Below are 20,994 nucleotides of genomic sequence, written 5' to 3' on the forward strand. Positions count from 1 at the left end.
GGGCGAGGCCCTGCACCGGGCCGCGACGTGCGCCGCGCGCGAGAAGTCGCGGCACGTCGAGCACCGCGACGAGCGCGCCGACGATCAGGAGCGGCACCGCGATGGGCAGAGCGGATGCCGCGGCCTCCGCGATCCCGCCGGCGGTCACCGGGCCGAGCACCTCGACATGCGCGAACGGCGCGGGCAGGCGCCAGGACGGCAGGTCGAGGAGGAGCGTCCCGCCGCCGTCGGCACCGCCGAACAGGACGCGGTACATCACCCGGACCACGACGAACCCGGCCGCGACGGCGGTCGCGGCCCGCAGCGGTCCGGGTCGGACGGTCACGGCGTCGGCGCCGCCGGTTCGCCGTCGAGCGAGAAGAGCAGTTCGAGGCTCTCGCCAGGGGAGAGCTGCAGGGTCGCGATGCCCTCCTGCGCGAAGCCCCACTCCGCGTCGGCGGACGGGCGCACCCACAGACCCCAGTACGCGAAGCCGGCGGGCATGCTCTCGCAGGACTCGACGTAGTCGGGGTCCTCGGTCGATCCGACGGGCTCGTCGGCTGCGGGCAGGCCGTTCACGCGGCAGACGATGGCGTCACCGTACTCGGTCGTCCCCTCGAGCTCGACCCCGGCGGCGGCGAGGGCGTCGGTCGCGGCGATCGGCTCGTCGGCCGGCACGCACGTGTCGAGCGCGACCTCGTCCGCGCCCGGCAGGTTCCCGCCATCGACGATGACGGTCACCCCGGAGTCGGCGGTGCACGTCGTGGCGGACGGCGTCGGCGACGGCGAGCCGGGATCGGCCTTCGGCGCGGCGGGCGCGCAGGCGGACAGGGTGAGCGCCAGCACGGCGGCGGCGAGGGCGGGGAGGGCGCGGGACATCACCGCTCCAGGGTAGGGGTGTGCGGCTCCTCGCGACGGTGCGTGTGACGCTGTGCGGCATCCGCCCGGCTCGGCCCCGCGCGTAGGCTGGCCGGGTGACCGTCTCCGAGCTCTTCGACCCGGCGGAGTGGGCCGCGGCGCCCGGCGCCGAGGCCTACACCGACATCACCGCGCACGTCTCGACGGACGGCCGGATCGCGCGCATCGCGTTCGACCGGCCGGAGGTGCGCAACGCCTTCCGCCCGCACACCGTCGACGAGCTGTACCGCGCCCTCGACACGGCGCGGCAGGACCCGAGGATCGGCGTCGTGCTGCTGACCGGCAACGGTCCGAGCCCGAAGGACGGCGGGTGGGCGTTCTGCTCCGGCGGCGACCAGCGCATCCGCGGTCGCGACGGCTACACCTACGCCGCTGACGATGCGACGACTCCGGATCCCGCGCGGGCGGGACGCCTGCACATCCTCGAGGTGCAGCGCCTCATCCGGTTCATGCCGAAGGTCGTCATCGCCGTCATCCCCGGCTGGGCGGCCGGCGGCGGGCACTCGCTGCACATCGTCTGCGACCTCTCGATCGCCAGCGCCGAGCACGGGCGTTTCAAGCAGACCGATGCGGATGTCGGGTCGTTCGACGCCGGCTACGGCTCGGCGTACATGGCGCGTCAGGTGGGCCAGAAGGTCGCGCGCGAGGTGTTCTTCCTCGCCGAGGAGTACTCGGCGCAGCGCGCGTACGAGATGGGCGCCGTCAACCGCGTCGTGCCGCACGCCGACCTCGAGCGCGAGGCGATCTCGATGGCCCGGACGATCCTCGGCAAGTCGCCCACGGCGATCCGCATGCTGAAGTTCGCGTTCAACGCGATCGACGACGGGATGGTCGGCCAGCAGGTGTTCGCCGGTGAGGCGACGCGGCTCGCCTACGGTACCGACGAGGCCGTCGAGGGCCGCGACGCGTTCCTCGAGAAGCGCGACCCGGACTGGTCGCCGTACCCGTACCACTTCTGAGTCCCGCGATGCAGCTGCGCCCGCTCGACTCCGCCGATCCCCGCGACGTGCTGCGGGCGCTGCGGTCCGCGGTGCTCGGTGCGGGGCCCGCGGTCGCGCTCGGCGCGGCATCCGCTCTTCCGACCGACGTCCCCGCGGGCACGGCCGTCGTCGTCACGACGAGCGGATCGACGGGCTACCCCAAGTCGGTCGCGCTCAGCCGGTCGGCGCTGACCTCGTCGGCGCTCGCGACCGCCGACCGCATAGGCAGCGGCGCCTGGCTGCTCGCCCTGCCCGCGACCTACGTCGCCGGCGTGCAGGTCATGGTGCGCGCGCTCGTCGCCGGGCGCGACCCGGCGATCCTCGCAGGCTCGTTCACGGCGCGGACCTTCACCGCCGCCGCATCGGCGATGGCCGCGAGCGAGGGCGGGCGCCGCATCCCGACGTACACGTCACTCGTGCCGGCGCAGGTGCAGACGCTGGTCGAGGCGGGGGAGAGGGATGCCGCGGTCGCCCGCGCGTTCGCCTCGTTCGAGGCCGTGCTCGTCGGCGGGCAGGCCCTACCGCCCGCGCTCTCCGAACGGGCCGCGGCCCTCGGCGCCCGGGTCGTCCGCACCTACGGGTCGACCGAGACGAGCGGCGGCTGCGTCTACGACGGGCGGCCGCTCGAGGGCGTGCGCATGCGGATCGCAAACGGCGAAGTGCAGCTGAGCGGCCCGACGCTCGCCGACGGCTACCTCGGCGAGCCCGAGCTCACCGCCGAGGTGTTCGTGCGCGACGCGGACGGGACCCGCTGGTACCGCACGGGCGACACCGGGTCCGTCGAGGACGGCGTGCTGCGGGTGACGGGGCGCCGCGACAACGTCATCGTCTCCGGCGGGGTGAACGTTTCGCTCGACCGGGTCGAGCAGGCCGTGCGCACCGTGCCGGGGCTCGAGGGCGCCGTGATCGTGCCGACGACGGACGAGCGGTGGGGCGCGGCATCCGTCGTCGTCCTCTCGCGGGCGGCGCTCGCCGACCGAACCGAGCCCGACGTGCTCGACGAGGCGCGCCGCGTCGTCGCCGCGGCGATCGGTGCGCCGGCGCGACCGCGCGAGCTGCTCGTGCTCGACGCGGTGCCGTTGACGACGAGCGGCAAGCCCGACCGGGCGCTGCTCCGACGGCTGCTGGCGGAGGACGAATAGGATCCTTGGTCGTGGCCGCATCCCGAAAGACCTCCCGTAAGCCCGCCGCGAAGCGCTCCGGTTCGCGCGGCAACCCGGCGAAGGCGCGCGTCTCGTCCGCCCCGCCGAAGCCCGCCCCGGTGACGGCGCGCGACTGGATCGGCGCCGCGCGACTGCGCACCCTGCCGCTCGCGATCAGCCCGATCCTCGTCGGCACGGGTGCGGCGATCGCCGTCGGCGCCGGGTTCCACTGGGTGCTCGCGCTGAGCTGCCTCGTGGTGGCCGTGTCGCTGCAGATCGCGGTCAACTTCGCGAACGACTACAGCGACGGCGTCCGCGGCACCGACGACCACCGGGTCGGCCCGACCCGCCTCACCGCCTCGGGACGCGTCGCGCCCCGCGCCGTCCTGATCGCGGCTCTCCTCTTCTTCGGGATCGCGGCCGTCACGGGCCTCGCGATCGTCATCCGCACGCAGTTCTGGTGGCTGCTCGCCGTGGGCGCGGTCTGCATCGTCGCGGCGTGGTTCTACACCGGCGGCAAGCGTCCGTACGGCTACTTCGGCCTCGGCGAGCTGTTCGTCTTCGTCTTCTTCGGCCCCGTCGCGGTCATCGGGACGACGTTCGTGCAGGCGGGGTCCGTGCCGCAGGAGTCCTGGGTGCCCTCGATCGCCGTCGGCGCCCTCGCGTGCGGCGTGCTCGTGACGAACAACCTGCGCGACATCGATCAGGACCGCGTCGCCGGCAAGCGCACGCTGACCGTGCTCATCGGCAAGCGGGCGTCGCAGGTGCTCTACACCGTGTTCATGCTCGTGCCGTTCGCGGTCGTGCCGGTGCTGGCGGTCTTCTACCCGGTGGCGTGGTTGTCGCTCATCGTGCTGCTCGCGACGCTGTCGGCGACGCTCATCGTCTGGACGTACCGCACGCCGCGGGAGCTCATCGTCGCGCTGCAGCTCAGCTCGCTCGCGTCGCTCGCGTGGAGCGCGTTCATCCTCTGGGCGTACGTCGCCTGAGCGTCAGTTCGCGTCGTCGTCGACGGCTTCGTCGCTCGCGGCACGCTTGCGCGCCGCGCGGGTCTCGGCGATGCCGGTCGAGACCTCGTCGAGGGGGCGACGCAGGAAGAGCATCGAGAGGCTCAGCCCGATGAGGGCCGCGAAGATCGCCGCAAGCCAGTACTGCTCGCGCAGCACCGGGAAGAGCATCATGATCCCGAACGGGACGAAGAAGGCGAGCAGCCGCAGCAGCGCGTAGACGAAGGCTGACCGGGCACGCATACCGCCATTCTACGGCCGTGCACCCGGGGGTTCGCCCCGGCCGCCTCGGGCCGCGGGCGCGTGCCTAGGATGGAGGAATGGCGCGCGTGTACCTCGTTCTGGCGCTGCTGCTGGCCGCGTTCTGGGTCTACAGCATCGTCGATTGCGCCGTGCAGTCCCCGACCCGTCACCGCGGGGTCAGCAAGCCGATCTGGCTGCTCATCGTGATCCTGCTGCCGGTCGTGGGCGGCATCCTCTGGTTCGTCATCGGTCGCTCGCGCGCTTCGTCGAACCGGGTGGTCTTCCGCGCCCCCGACGACGACCCCGACTTCCTCGGTCGCCTCAACACCACGAGCGATCAGGACGAGCGCATCCGCCGCCTCGAGGAGGAGCTCGCCGCCCTCGACTCCGAGGCGCCCGACCCGCGCGAGCGCCCCGTCGACCCGCCGGCGGACGACGACTCCGACGAGCAGTCGCGCGGGTCGCGTTCCTGACATGACGCGCGACGGATCCGGCCGCGCGCCCGCGACCGGCGCCGCGGCGGCGCTGCTCGGCCGGTTGATCGAGCGCGGGCTGCGCCACGTCGTCCTCTCGCCGGGCTCCCGGTCGCAGGCCCTCGCGCTGGTCGCGGCCGAACTCGAGTCGCGCGGCCTCATCCGGCTGCACGTGCGCATCGACGAGCGCGTCGCCGGGTTCACCGCGCTCGGCATCGGACGCGAGGACCGGATGCCGGCGGCCGTGATCTGCACGTCCGGCACCGCGGTCGCGAACCTCCTCCCCGCCGTGCTCGAAGCGCACCACTCCGGTGTGCCGCTGCTGCTGCTGACCGCGGACCGCCCGCCCGAGCTGCGCGGGGTCGGCGCGAACCAGGCCACGCGCCAGCCGGGGATGTTCTCGGGCTTCGTGCGACTCGAATCCGACCTGCCGGTCGCCGAGGCGCTCGCGGACGCGATCGACGGCGACGAGGTGGCGCCGTTCCGCGCCGCCGCCGACGAGGGGTGGGATGCCGCGGTGGGCGCAGGATCCCGCGTCGCCGGGCCCGTGCACCTCAACGTCCCGTTCCGCGAGCCGCTCGCCGGTGCGCTGCCGGAGTGGCTGCCGTCGTCGACCGGTGTCGTCGCGGCATCCGACCCTGCGGACGCCGCCGACGAGACCGCCGAAACGGAGTGGGGCGCGCACTACCAGGGCGGCGGGGGCGTCGGCGCGGCGCTCCAGGTCGCCGGTGCGGAGCCGGTCGTGCTCGCGGCGGGGCCGCGGACGGTCGTCGTCGCGGGCGCCGATGCGGGGACGGATGCCGAGCAGTTGGCGCACGAGGGCGGCTACCCGCTCATCGCCGAGATCGTGAGCGGCGCGCGGTTCGGTCGGCATCTCGTGCACGGGTACCGGCGGCTGCTGTCCGACCCCGAGCTCGGCGGCCGCGTCGAACGGGCGGTCGTGTTCGGGCACCCGACGCTGAGCCGCGAGGTCGCCCGGCTGCTGAGTCGCGCGGACGTCGAGGTGCTCGCGGTGCGCGGTCCGGGCGAGCAGCTGAACCTCAACGGCACGACGGTCGCCGTGGACGGCGTGACCGCTCCGTCGGCGGCCGCGGACCGGGAGTGGCTCGGAGCGTGGATGAGGGCGTCGCGGGAGCAGATCGTCGACCTCAGTCCCGCCGCGCCCGATGCCGATGCGCTGTCGTCGGCGGTGCCGGCCGAGCGGTTGGGGGCGATCTCGGCCGAGCTCGGCGCGATCCGCGCGCCCGTCGATCGGGCGGTTCTGGTGGATGCCGTGTGGCGGGCCACGTGGCCGCACGACCGGCTGCTGTTCGGGTCGTCGCGGCTGGTCCGGGTGGCGGACGAGATCCTCGGCGGCAAGAAGGTGCCGGTGCACGCGAACCGCGGGCTCGCCGGCATCGACGGCACGGTCGCGACAGGGCTCGGGATCGCGGCCGCCTCGCAGCGCGGTGCGACGCCGGGGGTCACGCGGGTGCTGCTGGGCGACCTGGCGTTCCTGCACGACGTGGGGGCGCTGCTGCATCCTCCGGCCGAGGGGGAGCCGCGGATCCAGGTCATCGTCGGCAACGACGGCGGCGGGACGATCTTCGACGGTCTGGAGGTTGCCGGGATCGCCGGTGCCGAGGCGTTCGACCGGGTGCAGTTCACGCCGCAGACGGCACGTGTCGAAGAGATCGCCCGCGCGTACGGGTGGGAGTACCGCCGGGTGACGACGCGGGGCGCGCTCGACCAGGCGTTGACGTCGCCGCCCGGGGGACGCCAGATCATCGAGGTCCCGCTGACGCGGTAGCCGCCGCATCCGCAAGACCGTCGCGCGCAGGTCTCCGGCAGGGCAGGATATGCCGCATGAGTGCTGACGATCACTGGACCGGGTCACCGTCGACGCTGTTGCGGGTGGGGGCGGGTTTCCGCCTCGCCGATGTCGACCCGGCGTCGACGCCCGGGTACGACGGCGACAAGAAGTCGGGGCAGGCGGATCTCGCCGCTGCGGCGGAGGAGTTCGATCAGTTGCAGGAGCGGCTGTACGCACAGAGTCGCACGCAGCCGGATGCGCCGTCGGTGCTGCTCGTGCTGCAGGCGATGGATTCGGCGGGCAAGGGCGGGATCGTCCGGCACGTGATCGGGGCGACGGATCCGCAGGGCGTGCATCTGAAGGCGTTCAAGAAGCCGACGCCCGAGGAGCTGGCGCACGACTTCCTGTGGCGGATCGAGCGGGAGGTTCCCGAGCCCGGGTACATCGGGGTGTTCGACCGGTCGCATTACGAGGACGTGCTGATCGGTCGGGTGCGGCAGCTCGCGGCTCCCGAGGAGATCCAGCGACGGTATGGCGCCATCGTCGACTTCGAGGACCGGCTGGCGGAGCGCGGTGTGCACCTCGTGAAGGTCATGCTGCACATCTCGGGCGATGAGCAGAAGGCGCGTCTGACGGAGCGGCTCGAGCGGCCGGACAAGCACTGGAAGTACAACCCCGGCGACGTCGACGAGCGGGAGCTGTGGCCGGCGTACATGGACGCGTATCAGGCGGTGTTCGATCGGACGTCGACGGATCGTGCGCCGTGGTTGGTGGTGCCGGCGAACCACAAGTGGTACGCCCGGTTGGCGGTGCAGGCGCTGCTGATCGAGGTCTTGGAGCGGATCGATCCGCAGTGGCCGGCGGCGGACTTCGACGTCGAGGTCGAGAAGGCGCGGCTCGCGGCGACCTGAGCGGTCAGTCGAGGTGCGAGCGGATGGCGCGGACGACGGCGTCGGGCCGCTCGACAGGGATGAAGTGCCCGCATCTAGGGATGACGTCGAGGCGGACGTCGGTGAAGTGGTCGGGCAGCCTGTCGGTCCAGTCGGTCGAGAACAGCGGGTCGGCGCCGGGCCACAGCATCGTCGTCGGAACGGTGACGGGGGCCGTGTCGGCGGTGTAGCCGCGGTTGGCGACGTACCACTGCAGGCTGGCGGCGAACGCGCCCGGCCGTGCGTAGGCGGCGATGATCTCGTCGAGGTGCGGCGGGGGTGCGGCATCCGCTCGCCAACTGTTCCAGGTGCGGGTGAGGTAGGTGCGGACGGCGCGTTCGTCGCCGTCGATGAGCTGGGTGGCGACGGGGTCGCGGTGGAAGTGCTGGTACCAGAACACGGAGGCGAGGGCGGGGGATGCGGCGCGGTCGCCGACGCCCGGGTAGGCCGGGGTGAGGACGGCGCCGTGGAACCGGCTCGGGTCTGCGCGGAGGGCGGCTTGGGCGATGCGGCTGCCGATGTCGCAGCCGACGATGATGACTCCGGTCGTGATGCCGGCGTCGTCGAGCCCCGCGAGGACGCGTTCGGCGTGCGATTCGGCGGTGGATGCCTCGACGCTCGGGACGCCGTCGAACCCGGCCCCCATGCCGAGAAGGTCGGGGGTGAGGGTGCGGAGGTCGGTCAGGTCGGCGGTGACCGCGTCGTAGTCGGAGGGGAGTCCCGGCCAGCCGTGCAGGAGGACGACGGTGCGGTCGTCGCGGATGTCGGTCGTCATGGCGGCACCCTACAGATCGTCGCGGACGTCGCCGATGACGCGGTCGATGCAGCGCCCGTCGCGGATGACGGCGGTCACGCCTGGAAGGAGCAGGAAGTCCGTGCCGATGCGCGAGCGGAGGGAGGCGACGTAGTCGGCCATCGGCATTGGACGAGTGTAGGCAGTGGGCCGTGGTGGCGAGGCGCGGCGGGACGCGCTCGTTCGCGCCGCGGGCGTCAGAAGGGTGCGGGTTCCGCTGGTGCGATCGGCGATGGCGGTGGTGGTGGCGTGGCAGGGGTGAACGCGACGGCCGGGGTAGGTGCGTCTTCGCGATAGGTCCTGCCGAGGGGTGAGGTCCATTCCAGGACGCCACCCCCCAGTTGTCGCACTCTCCACGCGGTGAACTGCTTCATGGAGTGATGCCTCTGGCACAGGTGGGCGAGGTTCGACAGTTCGGTTCGTCCGCCGAGGGCGTGGTCGTGGGTGTGATCGACCTCGCAACGGATGGCGGCGACGCGGCATCCGGGGAACCGGCAGTGCTGGTCACGGGCTTGCAGGAAACGTCGCATCCCGGAGGGAACCCGGTACGAGTCGGTCGCGACCGTGACACCGGTGGTCGGGTCGTGGAACAGGCGCTCCCAGATGTGGGTGCTGCCGGCGAGCGTCCGTGCGGTGGCGGGGTCGATGGGGGAGCGCCCCGCGAGGTCGCACGGTCCGTTGTCTTCTCCGGTGAGGGTCGCGGCGGGCACGAGGACCTGCACGCGTGCCCGGATCGCACCGAGGGGACCGGCGGTGGTGTCGCGGGTGTCATCCAGGGCCGGGGTCCCGGCGAGGAGGAGGTCGGCGAACACGTCTGCCCGGACCTGGTCGATGGAGCGCTGGTCGGTGGCGACGATCGCGGCGGCGTCATCGTCGTTGCCCTCTTCGTCACCAGTGCGTTTTGTGGCGACGTCCCCGAACGCAACACCCGCACCGCCGCGAGCGGCAGTCCGTTCGTCACGGGTGTCGATGATCGCCCTTGCCTGCTGCGTCAATCGGTCGCAAATTCCCTCCGCGATCACCGTCGGCAAGGTCGCGACCACATCGCTCATCCCATCCCGCCCCGGCACCAATCGCACGCACCGCCCAGCGGCGGCTTCCTCATGCCGCTCGGAGAAAGACCGGGGATGCATCCGGTGGGCGAGGATCTCAAGCTCGCCTCGCACCCGGTTGGGGGTGTTCCGCTCGCATCGGGCGATCGCGACCTGCTCGAACTCGGCCCACATCTCCGCGGGGAGGCTCGTCCCGGTCTCCACGATCGCCATCGCGTGCCCTCGGACGATCCGGCCCCGCTCCCACGCCTCGACAGTCGCCGGGAACCCTTCGATCAACGTCCGCGCTTCGCCGATCCGGCGTTGCACGGTCCGATCCGTCACGCGCATGACCCCGCCGACCTCGGCCGCGATCGATCGCAGGGCCATGTCGTGGACCTGAACGCGCGCGTTGCGTTGCGCGGTCTGCGCCTCCGCCAACCGCCCTGCAGCGGCCAGCGCCCGAAGCTCCCGGATCTGCACGCGCGCCAACTCGACGGCCACAGCCCCAACATCAGCGACGATCCCCGCCAGGGCGGCGAGATAGTCCTCGCCACCGGGGGTTTCCGCCGCATCCGTCATACCTGCACTCTGCCACCGACCACCGACATCCACCCCGGCAGAACGGGCCCAGAACACACGCTATGCACACCCTCAAAATGAGAGTCCTCTCATTCTTCGCGGGTTCGATGTGCGGCAGATCTCCCGCACCCTCCGTACCGGCGCAGCCCCAAACCCCAACCCCAACCACCGCCAGGTCAACCCCCGCACGACACGTCCCGCACCCGGCTACCGTGAACCTCTCCGGCGACGAAAGGCATCGCGTGAGGGTACGTCCAGACGGCCCGTCGATCCACGAGGTCACGGTCGGCGGCAACACCTTCCGCGTCGTCCTCTCGCCGCGCGCCGACGCGGCGCACACGTACCTCCTGGTGCACGGCATCGGCATGTCGCACCGCTATCTGCGACGGCTCCATGCCGAGCTGGCGCACAACCACGCCGTCGTCTCGATCGATCTGCCCGGGTTCGGCGGGCTCCCTCACCCCCCGCGTGAGCTCGACGTCCCGGCGATGGCCGCCGCGATCGCCCGCCTCCTCGCGCACCTCGACCTCCCGCCGGTCGTCGCGGTCGGCCACTCGATGGGCAGCCAGTGGGTGATCGAACTCGCCGCGCAGCGTCCCGATCTGGTCACGCACGTCGTCGCGATGGGTCCCGTCGCCGACGACCGGCACCGCACACCCACAGCCCAGGCACTCGCGCTGGCGCTCGACATCTTCCGCGAGCCGCCGCTCGCGAACTGGCTCGTCCTCAGCGACTACGTGCGGTGCGGCATCCCCTGGTATCTGCGGCAACTGCGCCACATGCTGGCCTACCGCATCGAGGATCGGGTGCGAGCGCTCGCACGCCCTCTGCTCGTCATCCGCGGTGCGCGCGACCCCATCGCGGGGGCGGCGTGGTGTCGACGGCTCTCCGCCGGTGCCGCGGATGCCGAGACGTCGGAGATCCCCGGCAGCGGACACGTCGTCCAGCACAGCGCTCCGCGAGGGGTCGCCGACGCGATCCTCGCGTTCCGCGCACGGCAGGAGTTGCGATGACCTCTGTCGTCCGCAACGCGGCGGGGTGGGCGCGCGACTACCTCTACGCGCTGCGCTGGCAGGTCGCCGCGACCCTGACGCGCACCGATCCGCGGCAGTTCCTGACGGGTGAGCTCACGCCCATCGTCATCCTCCCCGGCGTGTACGAGACCTGGCGGTTCATGATGCCGCTCATCCGCGCGATGCACGACCGCGGGCATCCCGTGCACGTCCTGCCGGTGCTCCGCCGCAACCGACGTCCCGTCGATGACGCCGCCGCCCGGGTCGTCGACTACCTCGCCGAGCAGGACCTGCGCGGCTGCGTGCTGCTCGCGCACAGCAAGGGCGGACTGGTCGGTAAACGCGCCATGGTCGTCGACGCGCCCACCGGCCGCGTGCGCGCGATGCTCGCCGTGGCCACCCCGTTCGGCGGATCACGTTACGGCCGACTCATGGTCCTCCCGTCTCTGCGGATCTTCTCGCCCCGCAGCGCGACGATCCTCGCTCTGTCGCGGGAGCACGAGGTCAACGCGCGCATCGTCTCGGTGTACGGGCGGTTCGATCCGCACATCCCCGAGGGCAGCGAACTGCCCGGCGCCGCCAAGAACGTGCGCCTCGACACGGGCGGCCACTTCCGGGTGCTCGCCCACCCGCGCGTCATCGCGGAGCTGATCGGCCTGTCCGAGGACCCGCTGGCCGTACCCTGAACCCGTGCGACTGTACGTTCACAGCACCGACCGCGACCCCGCATCCGCATGGCCCTCGTCGGCGCAGTCCGACGCGCACCACCTGCCTTTCGATCTCACCCGCCCGCTGGACGAGCACGCGGCCACGCTGACGGATGCCGCGCCGACGGGCGCTGTCGTATTCGCCCATTCCGCCGCTGCCGTCCCCGTCGCGCTCGCCGCAGCCCGGCTGTCGCCCCGAGCTCTCGTCCTCGTCGAGCCGGCGCTCTACGACGTCGCTCGAGGCCATCCCGCGATCGAGGCCCATATCGCCGGGATCTCCCGCGCAAGAGCCCTCGCCGACACCGGCGACCTCTTCGGCTACTGGTCCGTCGTGCGACCCCTCATGTTCGGCGGCCCCGCCGACCCGGCGCGCTGGGAGCCCGAGCGTGCCGGGGTCGCGCGCTTCGCGGCGAGGCGACCGCCCTGGGGGTTCGGCGTGGACGCCGCGATGCTGCGCGGCATCCCGACCCTCGTCGTCACGGGCGGGTGGAACGCCGAGTACGACGCGATCGCCGAGGTGCTCGAGCGACACGGTGCGCATCGCCGGACCCTGTCGGGCCATGGTCACCGGCCCCAGGACCACCCCGACTTCGCCGCGACCGTCGAGACGTTCCTCGCGAACGTCTGACCGCCCTCAGGCGAGCGCGTCGACGATGGGACGGAACTTCACCCGGGTCTCGAGCATCTCGGTCTCGGGGTCGCTCCCGGCGACGATGCCCGCGCCGGCGTGGGCGGTGAGCGCGATGTCGCCGTCGCCGTGCACGTCGAACTGCGCGCATCGCAGCGCGATCGCCCATTCGCCGTCGCCGTTCGCGTCGATCCAGCCGACCGGCCCGGCGTAGCGGCCGCGGTCGAACGGCTCGACCCGACGGATCACCTCGAGCGCCGCCTGCGTCGGAGTTCCGGCGACCGCCGCCGTCGGGTGCAGCACCTCGACGAGGTCGAGCGCCGACGCGTGGCCCGAGAGCGTGCCCTCGACATCCGTCGCGAGGTGCCACACGTTCGGCAGCTTCAGCATGAACGGCTCGGGCTCGGCCGCCAGCGCGGTCGTGTGCGCGCGCAGCGCCGTCAGCACACTCTGCACGGCGTACCGGTGCTCGTCGAGGTCTTTCGCACTGGTGGCCAGGGCGACGGATGCCGCGGTGTCGGCGTCGGCGTCGGCGCCCCGCGCGGCGGTCCCGGCCAGCACACGCGCCGTGACCGTACCGCCCGAGACCGTGACGAGGGTCTCGGGGCTCGCTCCGATCGCACCGTCGACGGCGAAGGTCCAGGTGTCCGGGTAGGCCGAGGCGAGGGCGCGGACGAGTCGTCGCAGATCCGATCCGGCAGGCACGGAGCCGACGAGGTCGCGCGCCAGCACCACCTTGGCGACCTCGCCCGAGGCGATCGCTTCGAGCCCGGCCCGTACCTCCGCCTGGTAGCCGTCGGGTGTGCAGGCCCCCGGCCCCACGACCGCCGACCAATGCGGCCCGAAAGGGATGGACTGCGGCTCGGGACGCTCGGGCTCACCGTCGGTGAAGACGTGGGTGACCCAGCTCGTGTCGCCGCGGCGGCCGATGATCATCTTCGGCACCGTCAGCGTCGCGCTCGACGAGCTGTGGGCCGGGTCGAACGGCAGCGCGCCGAAGGCGACGAGGCCGGATCCCGGCATCCGCACCTTGTCGTCGACCTCGGCCGCGGCGCTGACGGCCCGCCACCAGGCGACGGCGGACTCTCCCGCCGGAAGCTCGGCGGCGCGGCCCCAGCCGACGAGCATGTCGCCGCGACGCGACCAGACCGTCGGGTCGTCGGGCGCGGCGTAGGAGAGGGGGTCGTCGACCGGCTCGATGCGGCGGGTGACGGCGCGCAGCCGGGGAGCGCCGAGCGCAGTCGAAGTCACGCTCTCAGCCTAATCCGGCCGCACCCACCCGAGCCCCGTGGGGCAGCCCCGCGGCATCCCGCCCCGATTAGGCTCGACACGTGACCGAACAGCCCTCCCGCACCCCGTCCACCCGCGCGGACCTCGGCAAGGATCCCGCGCGCGTCAGCGGCATGTTCGACGAGGTCGCGGCGGGATACGACCGCACCAACACGATCCTCAGCCTCGGCAACGACAAGCTGTGGCGCATCGCGACGACGCGCGCCATCGCACCGCGGCGCGGCCAGAGGATCCTCGACCTCGCCGCCGGCACCGGCGCGAGCTCGGTCTCGCTCGCCCGCTCGGGTGCCGAGGTCGTCGCGGGCGACTTCTCGGCGGGGATGATCGCGGAGGGGAAGCGGCGGCACGGCGGCATCCCGAACCTGTCCTTCGTCGAGGCGGACGCGACGGCCCTGCCGTTCGGCGACGAGGAGTTCGACACCGTGACGATCTCGTTCGGGCTGCGCAACGTCAACGACCCCGATAAGGCGCTGCGCGAGATGCTGCGCGTCACCAAGCCCGGCGGAAGCCTCGTCATCTGCGAGTTCTCGCACCCGCCGGCAGCGCTCATGCGCGGGCTGTACCGCTTCTACAACGACCGGGTCCTGCCCGTCGTCGCGCGGGCGTTCAGCTCGAACGCCGACGCCTACGACTACCTCAACGAGTCGATCCGCGACTGGCCCGATCAGCGCACCCTCGCCGGCCGCATCCGCGCCGCCGGGTGGGAGCAGGTCGCCTGGCGCGACCTGAGCTTCGGGATCGTCGCACTGCACCGCGCGCGCAAGCCCGCAACCCCGGGCCGGGCCTGAGGCGCGACGGGTACGCTGGAGGCATGACCCCCCGTCCCGGTACTCCGGGCTCGCAGATCGCGAGCCGTCTCGGCGTCACCGAGCGCATCTTCGTGGGCCCGCGCATGCGCAAGCTGCTCACCACGGTCGAAGAGGGGCTCGACCTCGTCGAAGCCCGCCTCGCCGGTGAGCTGAAGGTCGGGGACTCGCTCGCCGACGTCACCTCGCGCTACCTCTACGAGGCGGGCGGAAAGCGGATGCGGCCGATGCTCGCCATCCTCACGGCGCAGCTCGGCTCCGGGGTCACCGACGACGTCCTCGCGGGCGCGACGGCGCTCGAGATGACCCACCTCGGGTCGCTGTACCACGACGACGTCATGGACGAGGCCGACCGTCGCCGCGGCGTTCCCAGCGCCCACGCGGTGTGGGGCAACAGTGTCGCGATCCTCACCGGCGACCTGCTCTTCTCGCGTGCCAGCCAGCTCATGGCCCAGGTGGGCGAGCGCGCCATCCGGCTGCAGGCCGACACCTTCGAGCGCCTCGTGCTCGGTCAGATGCACGAGACCGTGGGGGCGCAGCCGGGCGACGACCCGGTCGACTTCTACCTCCAGGTGCTCAGCGACAAGACCGGTTCGCTGATCGCCGCCGCCGCCGAGACCGGCGTCGTCTTCTCCGACGCCTCCGACGAGTACGCCGCGCCGGTGCGCGAGTTCGGCGAGCGCGTGGGTGTCGCCTTCCAGCTGCTCGACGACGTCATCGACCTGTCGGCCGACGCCGAGGAAACCGGCAAGGTCCCCGGCACCGACCTGCGCGCCGGCGTGCCGACGATGCCCTACCTGCTCCTCGGCCGTGCGACCGACCCCGCCTCGCAGGCGCTCAAGGTCACGATCGACGAGGGTGTCGCCCGCATCTCCGACGGCGCCGATCCCGTCATCCTCGACGCCCCGCTCGCGCAGCTGCGCGACCACCCCGCGACCGAGGCCACCCGCCGTCTCGCGCACGAATGGTCGGACCGCGCCGTCGCCGCCCTCTCGCCCCTCCCGGACGGCCTCGTCCGTGAGGCGCTCACGCGCTTCGCGCAGGTCGTCGTCGACCGCTCCAGCTGATCACCGGCGGAACCGCCGCTTCTTCGTCACGCCCGCGCGCGGGCTCTCGGAAAGGACACCCATGACCAAGCTCCGGCTGGCCATCGTCGGCGCGGGACCCGCCGGCATCTACGCGGCGGACATCCTCCTCAAGGCCGAGCGCAAGTTCGACGTCTCGATCGACCTGTTCGACCACCTGCCGGCGCCCTACGGTCTCGTGCGCTACGGCGTCGCCCCCGACCACCCGCGCATCAAGGGCATCATCAACGCGCTCCGCGACGTGCTCGACCGCGGCGACATCCGCATCTTCGGCAACGTTCGCTTCGGCACCGACATCACCCTCGCCGACCTGAAGAAGCACTACAACGCGGTCATCTTCGCGACGGGCGCGATCAAGGACGCCGCCCTCGACATCCCCGGCATCGACGCCGACGGCTCCTTCGGCGCCGCGGACTTCGTCAGCTGGTACGACGGGCACCCGGACTTCCCGCGCGAGTGGCCGCTGGATGCGGCGTCCGTCGCCGTCCTCGGCAACGGCAACGTCGCGCTCGACGTGGCGCGCGTGCTCGCCAAGCACGCCGACGACCTGCTGCCCACCGAGATCCCCGCGAACGTCTACGAGGGCCTGAAGGCCTCGCCCGTCACCGACGTGCACGTGTTCGGCCGTCGCGGTCCCGCGCAGGTGAAGTTCACCCCCCTCGAGTTGCGCGAGCTCGGCGAGCTGCGCGACGTCGACATGGTCGTCTACGACGAGGACTTCGACTACGACGAGGCGTCGAAGGCCGCGATCGCCTCGAACAAGCAGGTCATGGTCATCGACCGCGTCCTGCAGTCGTGGCGCCAGCGGCCGAGCGTCAACAACGCCGGCGGCGAGGCGAGTCGCCGGCTGCACCTGCACTTCTGGGCGCGTCCCGTCGAGATCAAGAAGGATGCCGACGGCCGCGTCGCGGCGATTGTCACCGAGCGCACCCGCCCCGACGGCTCCGGCGGGGTCGAGGGCACGGGCGAGCTCCGCGAGATCCCGGTCGGGCAGGTTTACCGCGCCGTGGGCTACTTCGGTTCGCCGCTGCCGGACGTGCCGTTCGACAAGCGCCACGGCGTCATCCCCAACCACGAGGGTCAGGTGCTGAAGAAGGGCTCGAACGAGCGGGTCCCCGGCGTGTACGCGACCGGCTGGATCAAGCGCGGCCCGGTCGGCCTCATCGGTCACACGAAGTCCGACGCCATGGAGACGATCCGCCACCTCATCAACGACCAGGCGTCGTGGTGGACCCCCGAGGACCCGTCCGACGAGGCGATCATCGCGCTCCTCGCCGAGCGTCAGGTCGCGTGGACCGACCTCGACGGCTGGCACCGGCTCGACGCGCACGAGGTCGCCCTCGGTGCACCGCACGAGCGCGAGCGGATCAAGGTCGTCGACCGCGAAGAGATGGTGCGGGTCTCGCGCGGCGAGTGAGGTTCCGATGAGCGGCGAGTGGGAGACGGACGTCCTCGGGCGTCCGTTCCAGTCCCTGACGCTGCCCCTCGGCGCCGACCAGGAGGGCGAGGTCGTCGCGACGCTCGTCCGCCTCGAGCCGCCGACGCTCGCGCGGCTGACGGGGCCGCTGCGCGACGTCGACGTCCTCTATCTGCACGGCTGGTCCGACTACTTCTTCCAGGTCGAGCTCGCCCGGTTCTGGACTTCGCACGGAGCGCGCTTCCACGCGCTCGATCTGCGCAAGTACGGCCGCAGCCTGCGCCCCGGCCAGACGCCCGGGTTCGTGACGTCGCTCGAGGTGTACGACGCCGACATCGCCACGGCCCTCGACGCGATGGGTCACGGTCCCGAGGGTGCGCCGTCGCGGCGCCGGCTCGTGATGATGGGGCATTCGACGGGCGGCCTCACCGCGACGCTCTGGGCCTCGCGGCACCACGGCCGCCTCGCGGGGCTCGTCCTCAACAGCCCATGGCTCGAACTGCAGATCGGCACCCTCGGGCGCCAGGCGCTGTCGCCCCTCGTGCAGATGCGGGCACGCGTCGATCCGTTGGGTGCGCACCCCGTCGTCGACCTCGGCTTCTACACCCGCGCGCAGACCGAGGTGGGCGCGCTGCCCGTCCGCGGCTACCGGCGCGAGTGGCGGCCCGAGCGCGGGTTCCCGACGCACCCGGGCTGGCTCGCCGCGATCGTCGAGGGGCACCGTCGGGTGTCGGCGGGCATCGACGTGGGCGTTCCGACCCTCGTGATGCTGTCCACCGCGTCGACGAATCCGTTCGCGTGGAACGCCGAGATGACCGGCAGCGACTCGGTACTCGTCGTCGACGACATCGCCCGCGCCGCCACCCGGATCGGGCGCGACATCACGCTCGCGCGGATCGAGGGCGGCATCCACGACCTCTTCCTGTCGCGTCCGGGCCCTCGCGAGCAGGCCTACCGTGCGCTCGAAAGGTGGCTCACGACGGGTGCGATCGGGCGCTCGCGCGGTTCGAGGCGATCCCGAGCGTCAGGCTGAGCAGCGCGCCGACGAGCATGACGCACGCCATCGGCACCGCGGTCTCCTCGCCCCACAGGCCCACCACGGGGGTGATGAGCGCGCCGACCGCGAACTGGGACGTGCCCATGAGGGCCGCGCCCGCGCCGCGGTTGCGGGGCGTCGCCCGGGCGAGGCCGAGCGCGTTGGCGTTGCCGAACGTGAGACCCGCCGCCCCCATGGTGGCGAAGGCGCAGCCGAGGAAGAGCGGGATCGACAGGATGCCGGTGGCCGCCGAGACCGTCATGACCGTCGCGGACGCGACGCCGAGCGCGGCGCCGACCACCAGCATCCGTTCCGGTCCGATGCGCGGTGCGTAGGTCGCGTTGATCAGGCGGCGTCGAGCTCGCGGGCGATCTGCGGCAGCGACGCGAGGTACATGTCGATCGCGAACGGACCGACCGCCGAGAGGAAGCCGAGGACGACGACGAGCCGGCGCGTGAGGTGCGGCCCGGTCATGCGGGCGGGCGCAGGAGCGCGCCGAGGGTGCGCAGGGTCGATTCCAGCCCGACCGCCGGATCGAGCAGCCACTGGATCTGCAGACCGTCGGATGCCGCGATCAGAAGCGACGCGAGGTGTTCGGCCGAGACGTCGTCGCGCACCAGGCCCTCGGCCTGCTGTCGCTGCAGGCTCTCGGTCATCGTGGCGCGGAGCCCGGTGAAACGGGCCGTGAAGAACTCGCGCCCGACGCCGGACTCCGTCTCGAGCGAGGCGGCGAGCAGGGTGGAGTACAGGGTGACGAGACCGGGCACCTCGACGTTCTTGATCGCCGCCTCGATCATGGTGTCGATGCCGGGGCGGAGGTCGAGGGAGTCGACGCGGCTGCCCTCGGCGTGCTTGTAGACGGCGACGAGCAGCTGTTCGCGCGAGTCGAAGTAGTGCAGCAGGGCGGCGTGCGAGACGCCGATGGCCTCGGCGATCTTGCGGAGCGACGTGCCGTGCGCCCCGCGCTCGCGGAAGACCTCGATCGCGCGATCGAGGATCTCCTGCCGCCGGGCGACGCCCTTCGGCTGCGATCCGCGGCGGCCGATCACGCCCTCGTCGTCCTGACCCATGGGGACAGAGTAGGGCCGTCGACGAAAAACATCCAACTGGAGGTTTGTCTGCTATCGTCGTGGCCACGCCGCCCCGCGGCATCCGACAACGACGTACGAAGGAAGGCCCATGGCTCTGCCACTCGCCTCTGTCCAGCTCTACACACTCGCGAAAGAGTTCAGCGAGGACATGTCCGGATCGCTCGACAAGCTGGCTGCGATCGGTCTGCGCAACGTGGAGGCGTTCGACTTCGTGCGGCGTCCCGACGAGATCCGCGCGGCCCTCGACGCCAGCGGCCTCGCCTCTCCCACCGGCCACGCGCCGCTGCTCTCGGACGAGCTCTGGACCCCGGACGGCTCGATCCCGACCCCCGCTCCCGAGGTCGTCTTCGAGGCGGCCGCGAAGATCGGCATGACGACGGTCATCGACCCGTTCGTGCCCGCCGAGCGCTGGCTCACCGAAGAGGGTGTCGCCGACATCGCCGAGCGCATGAACCGCGCCGCCGAGAAAGCCGCGGAGTTCGGCCTGACGGTCGGGTACCACAACCACGCGCAGGAGTTCGTGGCGGACTTCGGCGGTCAGACCGCCTACGAGCGCTTCCTCGAGCTGACCGACGACCGCGTCGAGATCGAGCTCGACCTGTTCTGGGCGCTCACCGGCGGCCAGGACGTGCCGGCGCTCGTGAGGAGCCTCGGCGACCGGCTCGTCGCCGTGCACGTCAAGGACGGCATCGCCCCGGCATCCAACCCGTGGGCGCCCGGCGCCGACGCGTTCGGTTCCGACTCGCTCGAGCAGCTGCGCGCCGGCACGGGCGATGTGCCCCTCGCCGAGTCGCTGCAGGCGGGCACGGGCATCAAGTTCGCCGTCATCGAGTACGACAAGGCTCCCGGGGACGTCTTCGAGGACATCGCGGCCTCGTACGCCTTCCTGAAGGACGGCGGGTTCATCGCATGACCGGTCGCGTCGGAGTGGGCATCGTCGGTGCCGGTGTCATCAGCCAGACCTACCTCGAGAACCTCACGTCGTTCCCCGACGTGAAGGTGGTCGCGATCGGCGACCTGATCCCCGAGCGCGCGAAGGCGAAGGCCGAGGAGCACGGGGTGCCCTCGTGGGGCACGCTCGAGGACGTCCTCGCCAACCCCGAGGTCGAGCTCGTCGTCAACCTCACGATCCCCGAGTCGCACATCGCGGTCTCGGCGCAGGCGGTCGCCGCCGGCAAGCACGTGTGGACCGAGAAGCCGCTGGGCCTCGACCGCGAGGGCGCTCGTCAGCTGCTGAAGGATGCCGAGGCCGCGGGTGTCCGCGTCGGTTCGGCGCCCGACACGATCCTCGGCCCGGGTTTCCAGACCGCGAAGCGCGCGATCGCCGAGGGTGTCATCGGCACCCCGCTGTTCGTGCAGACCGCGTTCCAGACGCAGGGCCCCGACCTGTGGCATCCCGAGCCCGCGTTCCTGTTCGCGAAGGGTGCCGGCCCGCTGCTCGACATGGGTCCGTACTACTTCTCGGCCCTCGTCAGCCTGCTGGGGCCCATCGCCGGCGTCGCCGCGCGCGGGTCGCGGTTCCGCACGGAGCGTCACATCCACACCGGTCCCCGCGCGGGCGAGACCTTCCCCGTCGAGGTGCCCTCGTCGGTGCAGGTCCTCTCGACCTTCGAGGGCGGCCAGCACGGCACGCACCTGCTGAGCTTCGACTCGGCGCTCGAGCGTCACGGCGTCGTGGAGATCCACGGCACCGAGGGCTCGATCGTGCTGCCCGATCCCAACCGCTTCGAGGGGCGCACGGCGTACGTCAAGCCGCTCGGTGTGTTCCGCGACGGTATGAAGACCGAGCAGGAGTGGATCGAGGTCGAGCAGCAGGGCACGGTCGTCGGCCGCGGCCTCGGCGTGCTCGACATGGTGCGGGCCGTGGCAGAGAACCGGCCGCACGTCGCGACCGGCGAGCTCGGCTTCCACGTGCTCGACGTGCTGCTCTCGGCGCAGGACTCGGCCGAGACCGGCCAGTACCTCGAGATCGACAGCACGGTCGCCCCGGTCCCGCCGGTGCCGGTCGACTTCGACCCCTTCGCCCGCACGCTCTGAGCCGCTGACGCGACG

General features: G+C 72.1%; 24 protein-coding genes and 1 pseudogene. 15 read left to right on the forward strand and 10 right to left on the reverse strand.

Annotated elements, in window-relative coordinates:
* Both NH287_RS08990 and NH287_RS08995 read right to left on the reverse strand, forming a co-directional pair.
* Nucleotides 1-325, reverse strand: a pseudogene (locus NH287_RS08990) (ECF transporter S component); the annotation flags it as partial.
* Entirely contained in the window at nucleotides 322-858 is a 537-nt protein-coding gene (locus tag NH287_RS08995) for a hypothetical protein (protein WP_253035373.1), read from the reverse strand. The pseudogene NH287_RS08990 and the gene NH287_RS08995, both read right to left, overlap by 4 nt.
* A gap of 95 nt (nucleotides 859-953) precedes the next feature.
* Between NH287_RS08995 and NH287_RS09000 the strand changes: the two genes are divergently transcribed.
* Genes NH287_RS09000 through NH287_RS09010 form a run of 3 tightly spaced genes read left to right on the forward strand, consistent with a single transcriptional unit; the run spans nucleotide 954 to nucleotide 4,008 of the window.
* Entirely contained in the window at nucleotides 954-1,856 is a 903-nt protein-coding gene (locus NH287_RS09000; RefSeq protein WP_253035342.1) for a 1,4-dihydroxy-2-naphthoyl-CoA synthase, read from the forward strand.
* A gap of 8 nt (nucleotides 1,857-1,864) precedes the next feature.
* Nucleotides 1,865-3,019, forward strand: coding sequence for an AMP-binding protein (locus NH287_RS09005; RefSeq protein WP_253035343.1), 1,155 nt, complete (start codon nucleotides 1,865-1,867; stop codon nucleotides 3,017-3,019).
* Nucleotides 3,020-3,030: 11 nt separating this feature from the next.
* Nucleotides 3,031-4,008 (forward strand): 1,4-dihydroxy-2-naphthoate polyprenyltransferase, encoded by a 978-nt coding sequence (locus NH287_RS09010; RefSeq protein ID WP_253035344.1) that lies wholly within the window; start codon nucleotides 3,031-3,033, stop codon nucleotides 4,006-4,008.
* A 3-nt stretch (nucleotides 4,009-4,011) separates the two neighbouring features.
* On the opposite strand, the gene NH287_RS09015 is transcribed toward NH287_RS09010, so the two are convergent.
* Nucleotides 4,012-4,269 carry a DUF4229 domain-containing protein gene (locus NH287_RS09015; protein WP_253035345.1) on the reverse strand — a complete coding sequence of 86 codons (258 nt, stop codon included), beginning with the start codon at nucleotides 4,267-4,269 and terminating at the stop codon, nucleotides 4,012-4,014.
* 77 nt (nucleotides 4,270-4,346) lie between these two features.
* On the opposite strand from NH287_RS09015, the gene NH287_RS09020 reads away from it, so the two are divergent.
* From NH287_RS09020 to NH287_RS09030, 3 genes are read left to right on the forward strand one after another with little or no spacing between them, the layout of a single operon-like run.
* Nucleotides 4,347-4,742, forward strand: a complete 396-nt coding sequence (locus NH287_RS09020; protein ID WP_253035346.1) for a PLD nuclease N-terminal domain-containing protein — start codon at nucleotides 4,347-4,349, stop codon at nucleotides 4,740-4,742.
* Between the two features lies 1 nt (nucleotide 4,743).
* Complete coding sequence (gene menD, locus NH287_RS09025; protein WP_253035347.1) at nucleotides 4,744-6,531, forward strand: 2-succinyl-5-enolpyruvyl-6-hydroxy-3-cyclohexene-1-carboxylic-acid synthase; 1,788 nt, start codon at nucleotides 4,744-4,746, stop codon at nucleotides 6,529-6,531.
* Nucleotides 6,532-6,587: 56 nt separating this feature from the next.
* Nucleotides 6,588-7,445 carry a PPK2 family polyphosphate kinase gene (locus tag NH287_RS09030; protein WP_253035348.1) on the forward strand — a complete coding sequence of 286 codons (858 nt, stop codon included), beginning with the start codon at nucleotides 6,588-6,590 and terminating at the stop codon, nucleotides 7,443-7,445.
* Between the two features lie 4 nt (nucleotides 7,446-7,449).
* Here NH287_RS09030 and NH287_RS09035 read toward each other — a convergent pair whose 3' ends face one another.
* The 3 genes from NH287_RS09035 to NH287_RS09045 all read right to left on the reverse strand — a co-directional run bounded on the left by NH287_RS09035 (nucleotide 7,450) and on the right by NH287_RS09045 (nucleotide 9,869).
* Nucleotides 7,450-8,238, reverse strand: a complete 789-nt coding sequence (locus NH287_RS09035; protein WP_253035349.1) for an alpha/beta fold hydrolase — start codon at nucleotides 8,236-8,238, stop codon at nucleotides 7,450-7,452.
* 9 nt (nucleotides 8,239-8,247) lie between these two features.
* Complete coding sequence (locus NH287_RS09040) at nucleotides 8,248-8,385, reverse strand: hypothetical protein (RefSeq protein WP_253035350.1); 138 nt, start codon at nucleotides 8,383-8,385, stop codon at nucleotides 8,248-8,250.
* Nucleotides 8,386-8,453: 68 nt separating this feature from the next.
* The gene (locus NH287_RS09045; RefSeq protein WP_253035351.1) at nucleotides 8,454-9,869 is read right to left on the reverse strand and encodes an HNH endonuclease signature motif containing protein; all 1,416 of its coding nucleotides are present in this window, start codon (nucleotides 9,867-9,869) and stop codon (nucleotides 8,454-8,456) included.
* A gap of 242 nt (nucleotides 9,870-10,111) precedes the next feature.
* Here NH287_RS09045 and NH287_RS09050 point away from each other — a divergent pair, with 242 nt between their 5' ends.
* Genes NH287_RS09050 through NH287_RS09060 form a run of 3 tightly spaced genes read left to right on the forward strand, consistent with a single transcriptional unit; the run spans nucleotide 10,112 to nucleotide 12,217 of the window.
* Entirely contained in the window at nucleotides 10,112-10,882 is a 771-nt protein-coding gene (locus tag NH287_RS09050) for an alpha/beta fold hydrolase (RefSeq protein ID WP_253035352.1), read from the forward strand.
* A complete protein-coding gene (locus NH287_RS09055; protein WP_253035353.1) occupies nucleotides 10,879-11,568 on the forward strand; it encodes a triacylglycerol lipase in 690 nt (229 codons plus the stop codon). Before NH287_RS09050 ends, NH287_RS09055 begins: the two co-directional genes overlap by 4 nt.
* Nucleotides 11,569-11,572: 4 nt before the next feature.
* Nucleotides 11,573-12,217, forward strand: coding sequence for a hypothetical protein (locus tag NH287_RS09060; RefSeq protein ID WP_253035354.1), 645 nt, complete (start codon nucleotides 11,573-11,575; stop codon nucleotides 12,215-12,217).
* Between the two features lie 6 nt (nucleotides 12,218-12,223).
* Here the strand turns inward: NH287_RS09060 and NH287_RS09065 are convergent, their stop codons facing one another.
* Nucleotides 12,224-13,468 (reverse strand): isochorismate synthase, encoded by a 1,245-nt coding sequence (locus tag NH287_RS09065; protein WP_253035355.1) that lies wholly within the window; start codon nucleotides 13,466-13,468, stop codon nucleotides 12,224-12,226.
* An 80-nt stretch (nucleotides 13,469-13,548) separates the two neighbouring features.
* On the opposite strand from NH287_RS09065, the gene NH287_RS09070 reads away from it, so the two are divergent.
* From NH287_RS09070 to NH287_RS09085, 4 genes are all read left to right on the forward strand, one after another.
* Nucleotides 13,549-14,295 (forward strand): demethylmenaquinone methyltransferase, encoded by a 747-nt coding sequence (locus NH287_RS09070; RefSeq protein WP_253035356.1) that lies wholly within the window; start codon nucleotides 13,549-13,551, stop codon nucleotides 14,293-14,295.
* Between the two features lie 23 nt (nucleotides 14,296-14,318).
* On the forward strand, nucleotides 14,319-15,380 hold the full coding sequence (locus NH287_RS09075; protein WP_064002928.1) for a polyprenyl synthetase family protein: 1,062 nt from the start codon (nucleotides 14,319-14,321) through the stop codon (nucleotides 15,378-15,380).
* A 61-nt stretch (nucleotides 15,381-15,441) separates the two neighbouring features.
* Nucleotides 15,442-16,815 (forward strand): FAD-dependent oxidoreductase, encoded by a 1,374-nt coding sequence (locus NH287_RS09080; protein WP_253035357.1) that lies wholly within the window; start codon nucleotides 15,442-15,444, stop codon nucleotides 16,813-16,815.
* A 7-nt stretch (nucleotides 16,816-16,822) separates the two neighbouring features.
* Nucleotides 16,823-17,848 (forward strand): alpha/beta hydrolase, encoded by a 1,026-nt coding sequence (locus NH287_RS09085; protein ID WP_253035358.1) that lies wholly within the window; start codon nucleotides 16,823-16,825, stop codon nucleotides 17,846-17,848.
* On the opposite strand, the gene NH287_RS09090 is transcribed toward NH287_RS09085, so the two are convergent.
* Genes NH287_RS09090 through NH287_RS09095 form a run of 3 tightly spaced genes read right to left on the reverse strand, consistent with a single transcriptional unit; the run spans nucleotide 17,790 to nucleotide 18,921 of the window.
* Entirely contained in the window at nucleotides 17,790-18,158 is a 369-nt protein-coding gene (locus NH287_RS09090) for a hypothetical protein (protein WP_253035359.1), read from the reverse strand. The two genes, NH287_RS09085 and NH287_RS09090, sit on opposite strands and share 59 nt — an antisense overlap.
* Before the next feature lie 38 nt (nucleotides 18,159-18,196).
* Nucleotides 18,197-18,325, reverse strand: a complete 129-nt coding sequence (locus tag NH287_RS15255; protein ID WP_290440483.1) for a hypothetical protein — start codon at nucleotides 18,323-18,325, stop codon at nucleotides 18,197-18,199.
* Nucleotides 18,322-18,921 carry a TetR/AcrR family transcriptional regulator gene (locus NH287_RS09095; protein ID WP_253035360.1) on the reverse strand — a complete coding sequence of 200 codons (600 nt, stop codon included), beginning with the start codon at nucleotides 18,919-18,921 and terminating at the stop codon, nucleotides 18,322-18,324. The genes NH287_RS15255 and NH287_RS09095 overlap by 4 nt, the downstream gene beginning before the upstream one ends.
* A 109-nt stretch (nucleotides 18,922-19,030) precedes the next feature.
* Here NH287_RS09095 and NH287_RS09100 point away from each other — a divergent pair, with 109 nt between their 5' ends.
* Nucleotides 19,031-19,855, forward strand: a complete 825-nt coding sequence (locus NH287_RS09100) for a sugar phosphate isomerase/epimerase (protein ID WP_253035361.1) — start codon at nucleotides 19,031-19,033, stop codon at nucleotides 19,853-19,855.
* Nucleotides 19,852-20,979 (forward strand): Gfo/Idh/MocA family protein, encoded by a 1,128-nt coding sequence (locus NH287_RS09105; protein ID WP_253035362.1) that lies wholly within the window; start codon nucleotides 19,852-19,854, stop codon nucleotides 20,977-20,979. The genes NH287_RS09100 and NH287_RS09105 overlap by 4 nt, the downstream gene beginning before the upstream one ends.
* Nucleotides 20,980-20,994 lie beyond the last annotated feature (15 nt).

Origin of the sequence: Microbacterium sp. CnD16-F, assembly GCF_024124465.1 — a bacterium.
GTDB lineage: Bacteria > Actinomycetota > Actinomycetes > Actinomycetales > Microbacteriaceae > Microbacterium > Microbacterium gawkjiense.

Coding starts and splice junctions, on each gene's coding strand:
- NH287_RS09035 (WP_253035349.1), bottom strand. CDS start 8,238: ATGACGACCGACATCCGCGACGACCGCACCGTCGTCCTCCTGCACGGC.
- NH287_RS09105 (WP_253035362.1), top strand. CDS start 19,852: ATGACCGGTCGCGTCGGAGTGGGCATCGTCGGTGCCGGTGTCATCAGC.
- NH287_RS09040 (WP_253035350.1), bottom strand. CDS start 8,385: ATGCCGATGGCCGACTACGTCGCCTCCCTCCGCTCGCGCATCGGCACG.
- NH287_RS09095 (WP_253035360.1), bottom strand. CDS start 18,921: ATGGGTCAGGACGACGAGGGCGTGATCGGCCGCCGCGGATCGCAGCCG.
- NH287_RS15255 (WP_290440483.1), bottom strand. CDS start 18,325: ATGACCGGGCCGCACCTCACGCGCCGGCTCGTCGTCGTCCTCGGCTTC.
- NH287_RS09080 (WP_253035357.1), top strand. CDS start 15,442: ATGACCAAGCTCCGGCTGGCCATCGTCGGCGCGGGACCCGCCGGCATC.
- NH287_RS09090 (WP_253035359.1), bottom strand. CDS start 18,158: ATGCTGGTGGTCGGCGCCGCGCTCGGCGTCGCGTCCGCGACGGTCATG.
- NH287_RS09045 (WP_253035351.1), bottom strand. CDS start 9,869: ATGACGGATGCGGCGGAAACCCCCGGTGGCGAGGACTATCTCGCCGCC.
- menD (WP_253035347.1), top strand. CDS start 4,744: ATGACGCGCGACGGATCCGGCCGCGCGCCCGCGACCGGCGCCGCGGCG.
- NH287_RS09075 (WP_064002928.1), top strand. CDS start 14,319: ATGACCCCCCGTCCCGGTACTCCGGGCTCGCAGATCGCGAGCCGTCTC.
- NH287_RS09015 (WP_253035345.1), bottom strand. CDS start 4,269: ATGCGTGCCCGGTCAGCCTTCGTCTACGCGCTGCTGCGGCTGCTCGCC.
- NH287_RS09020 (WP_253035346.1), top strand. CDS start 4,347: ATGGCGCGCGTGTACCTCGTTCTGGCGCTGCTGCTGGCCGCGTTCTGG.
- NH287_RS09100 (WP_253035361.1), top strand. CDS start 19,031: ATGGCTCTGCCACTCGCCTCTGTCCAGCTCTACACACTCGCGAAAGAG.
- NH287_RS09055 (WP_253035353.1), top strand. CDS start 10,879: ATGACCTCTGTCGTCCGCAACGCGGCGGGGTGGGCGCGCGACTACCTC.
- NH287_RS09085 (WP_253035358.1), top strand. CDS start 16,823: ATGAGCGGCGAGTGGGAGACGGACGTCCTCGGGCGTCCGTTCCAGTCC.
- NH287_RS09005 (WP_253035343.1), top strand. CDS start 1,865: ATGCAGCTGCGCCCGCTCGACTCCGCCGATCCCCGCGACGTGCTGCGG.
- NH287_RS08995 (WP_253035373.1), bottom strand. CDS start 858: ATGTCCCGCGCCCTCCCCGCCCTCGCCGCCGCCGTGCTGGCGCTCACC.
- NH287_RS09030 (WP_253035348.1), top strand. CDS start 6,588: ATGAGTGCTGACGATCACTGGACCGGGTCACCGTCGACGCTGTTGCGG.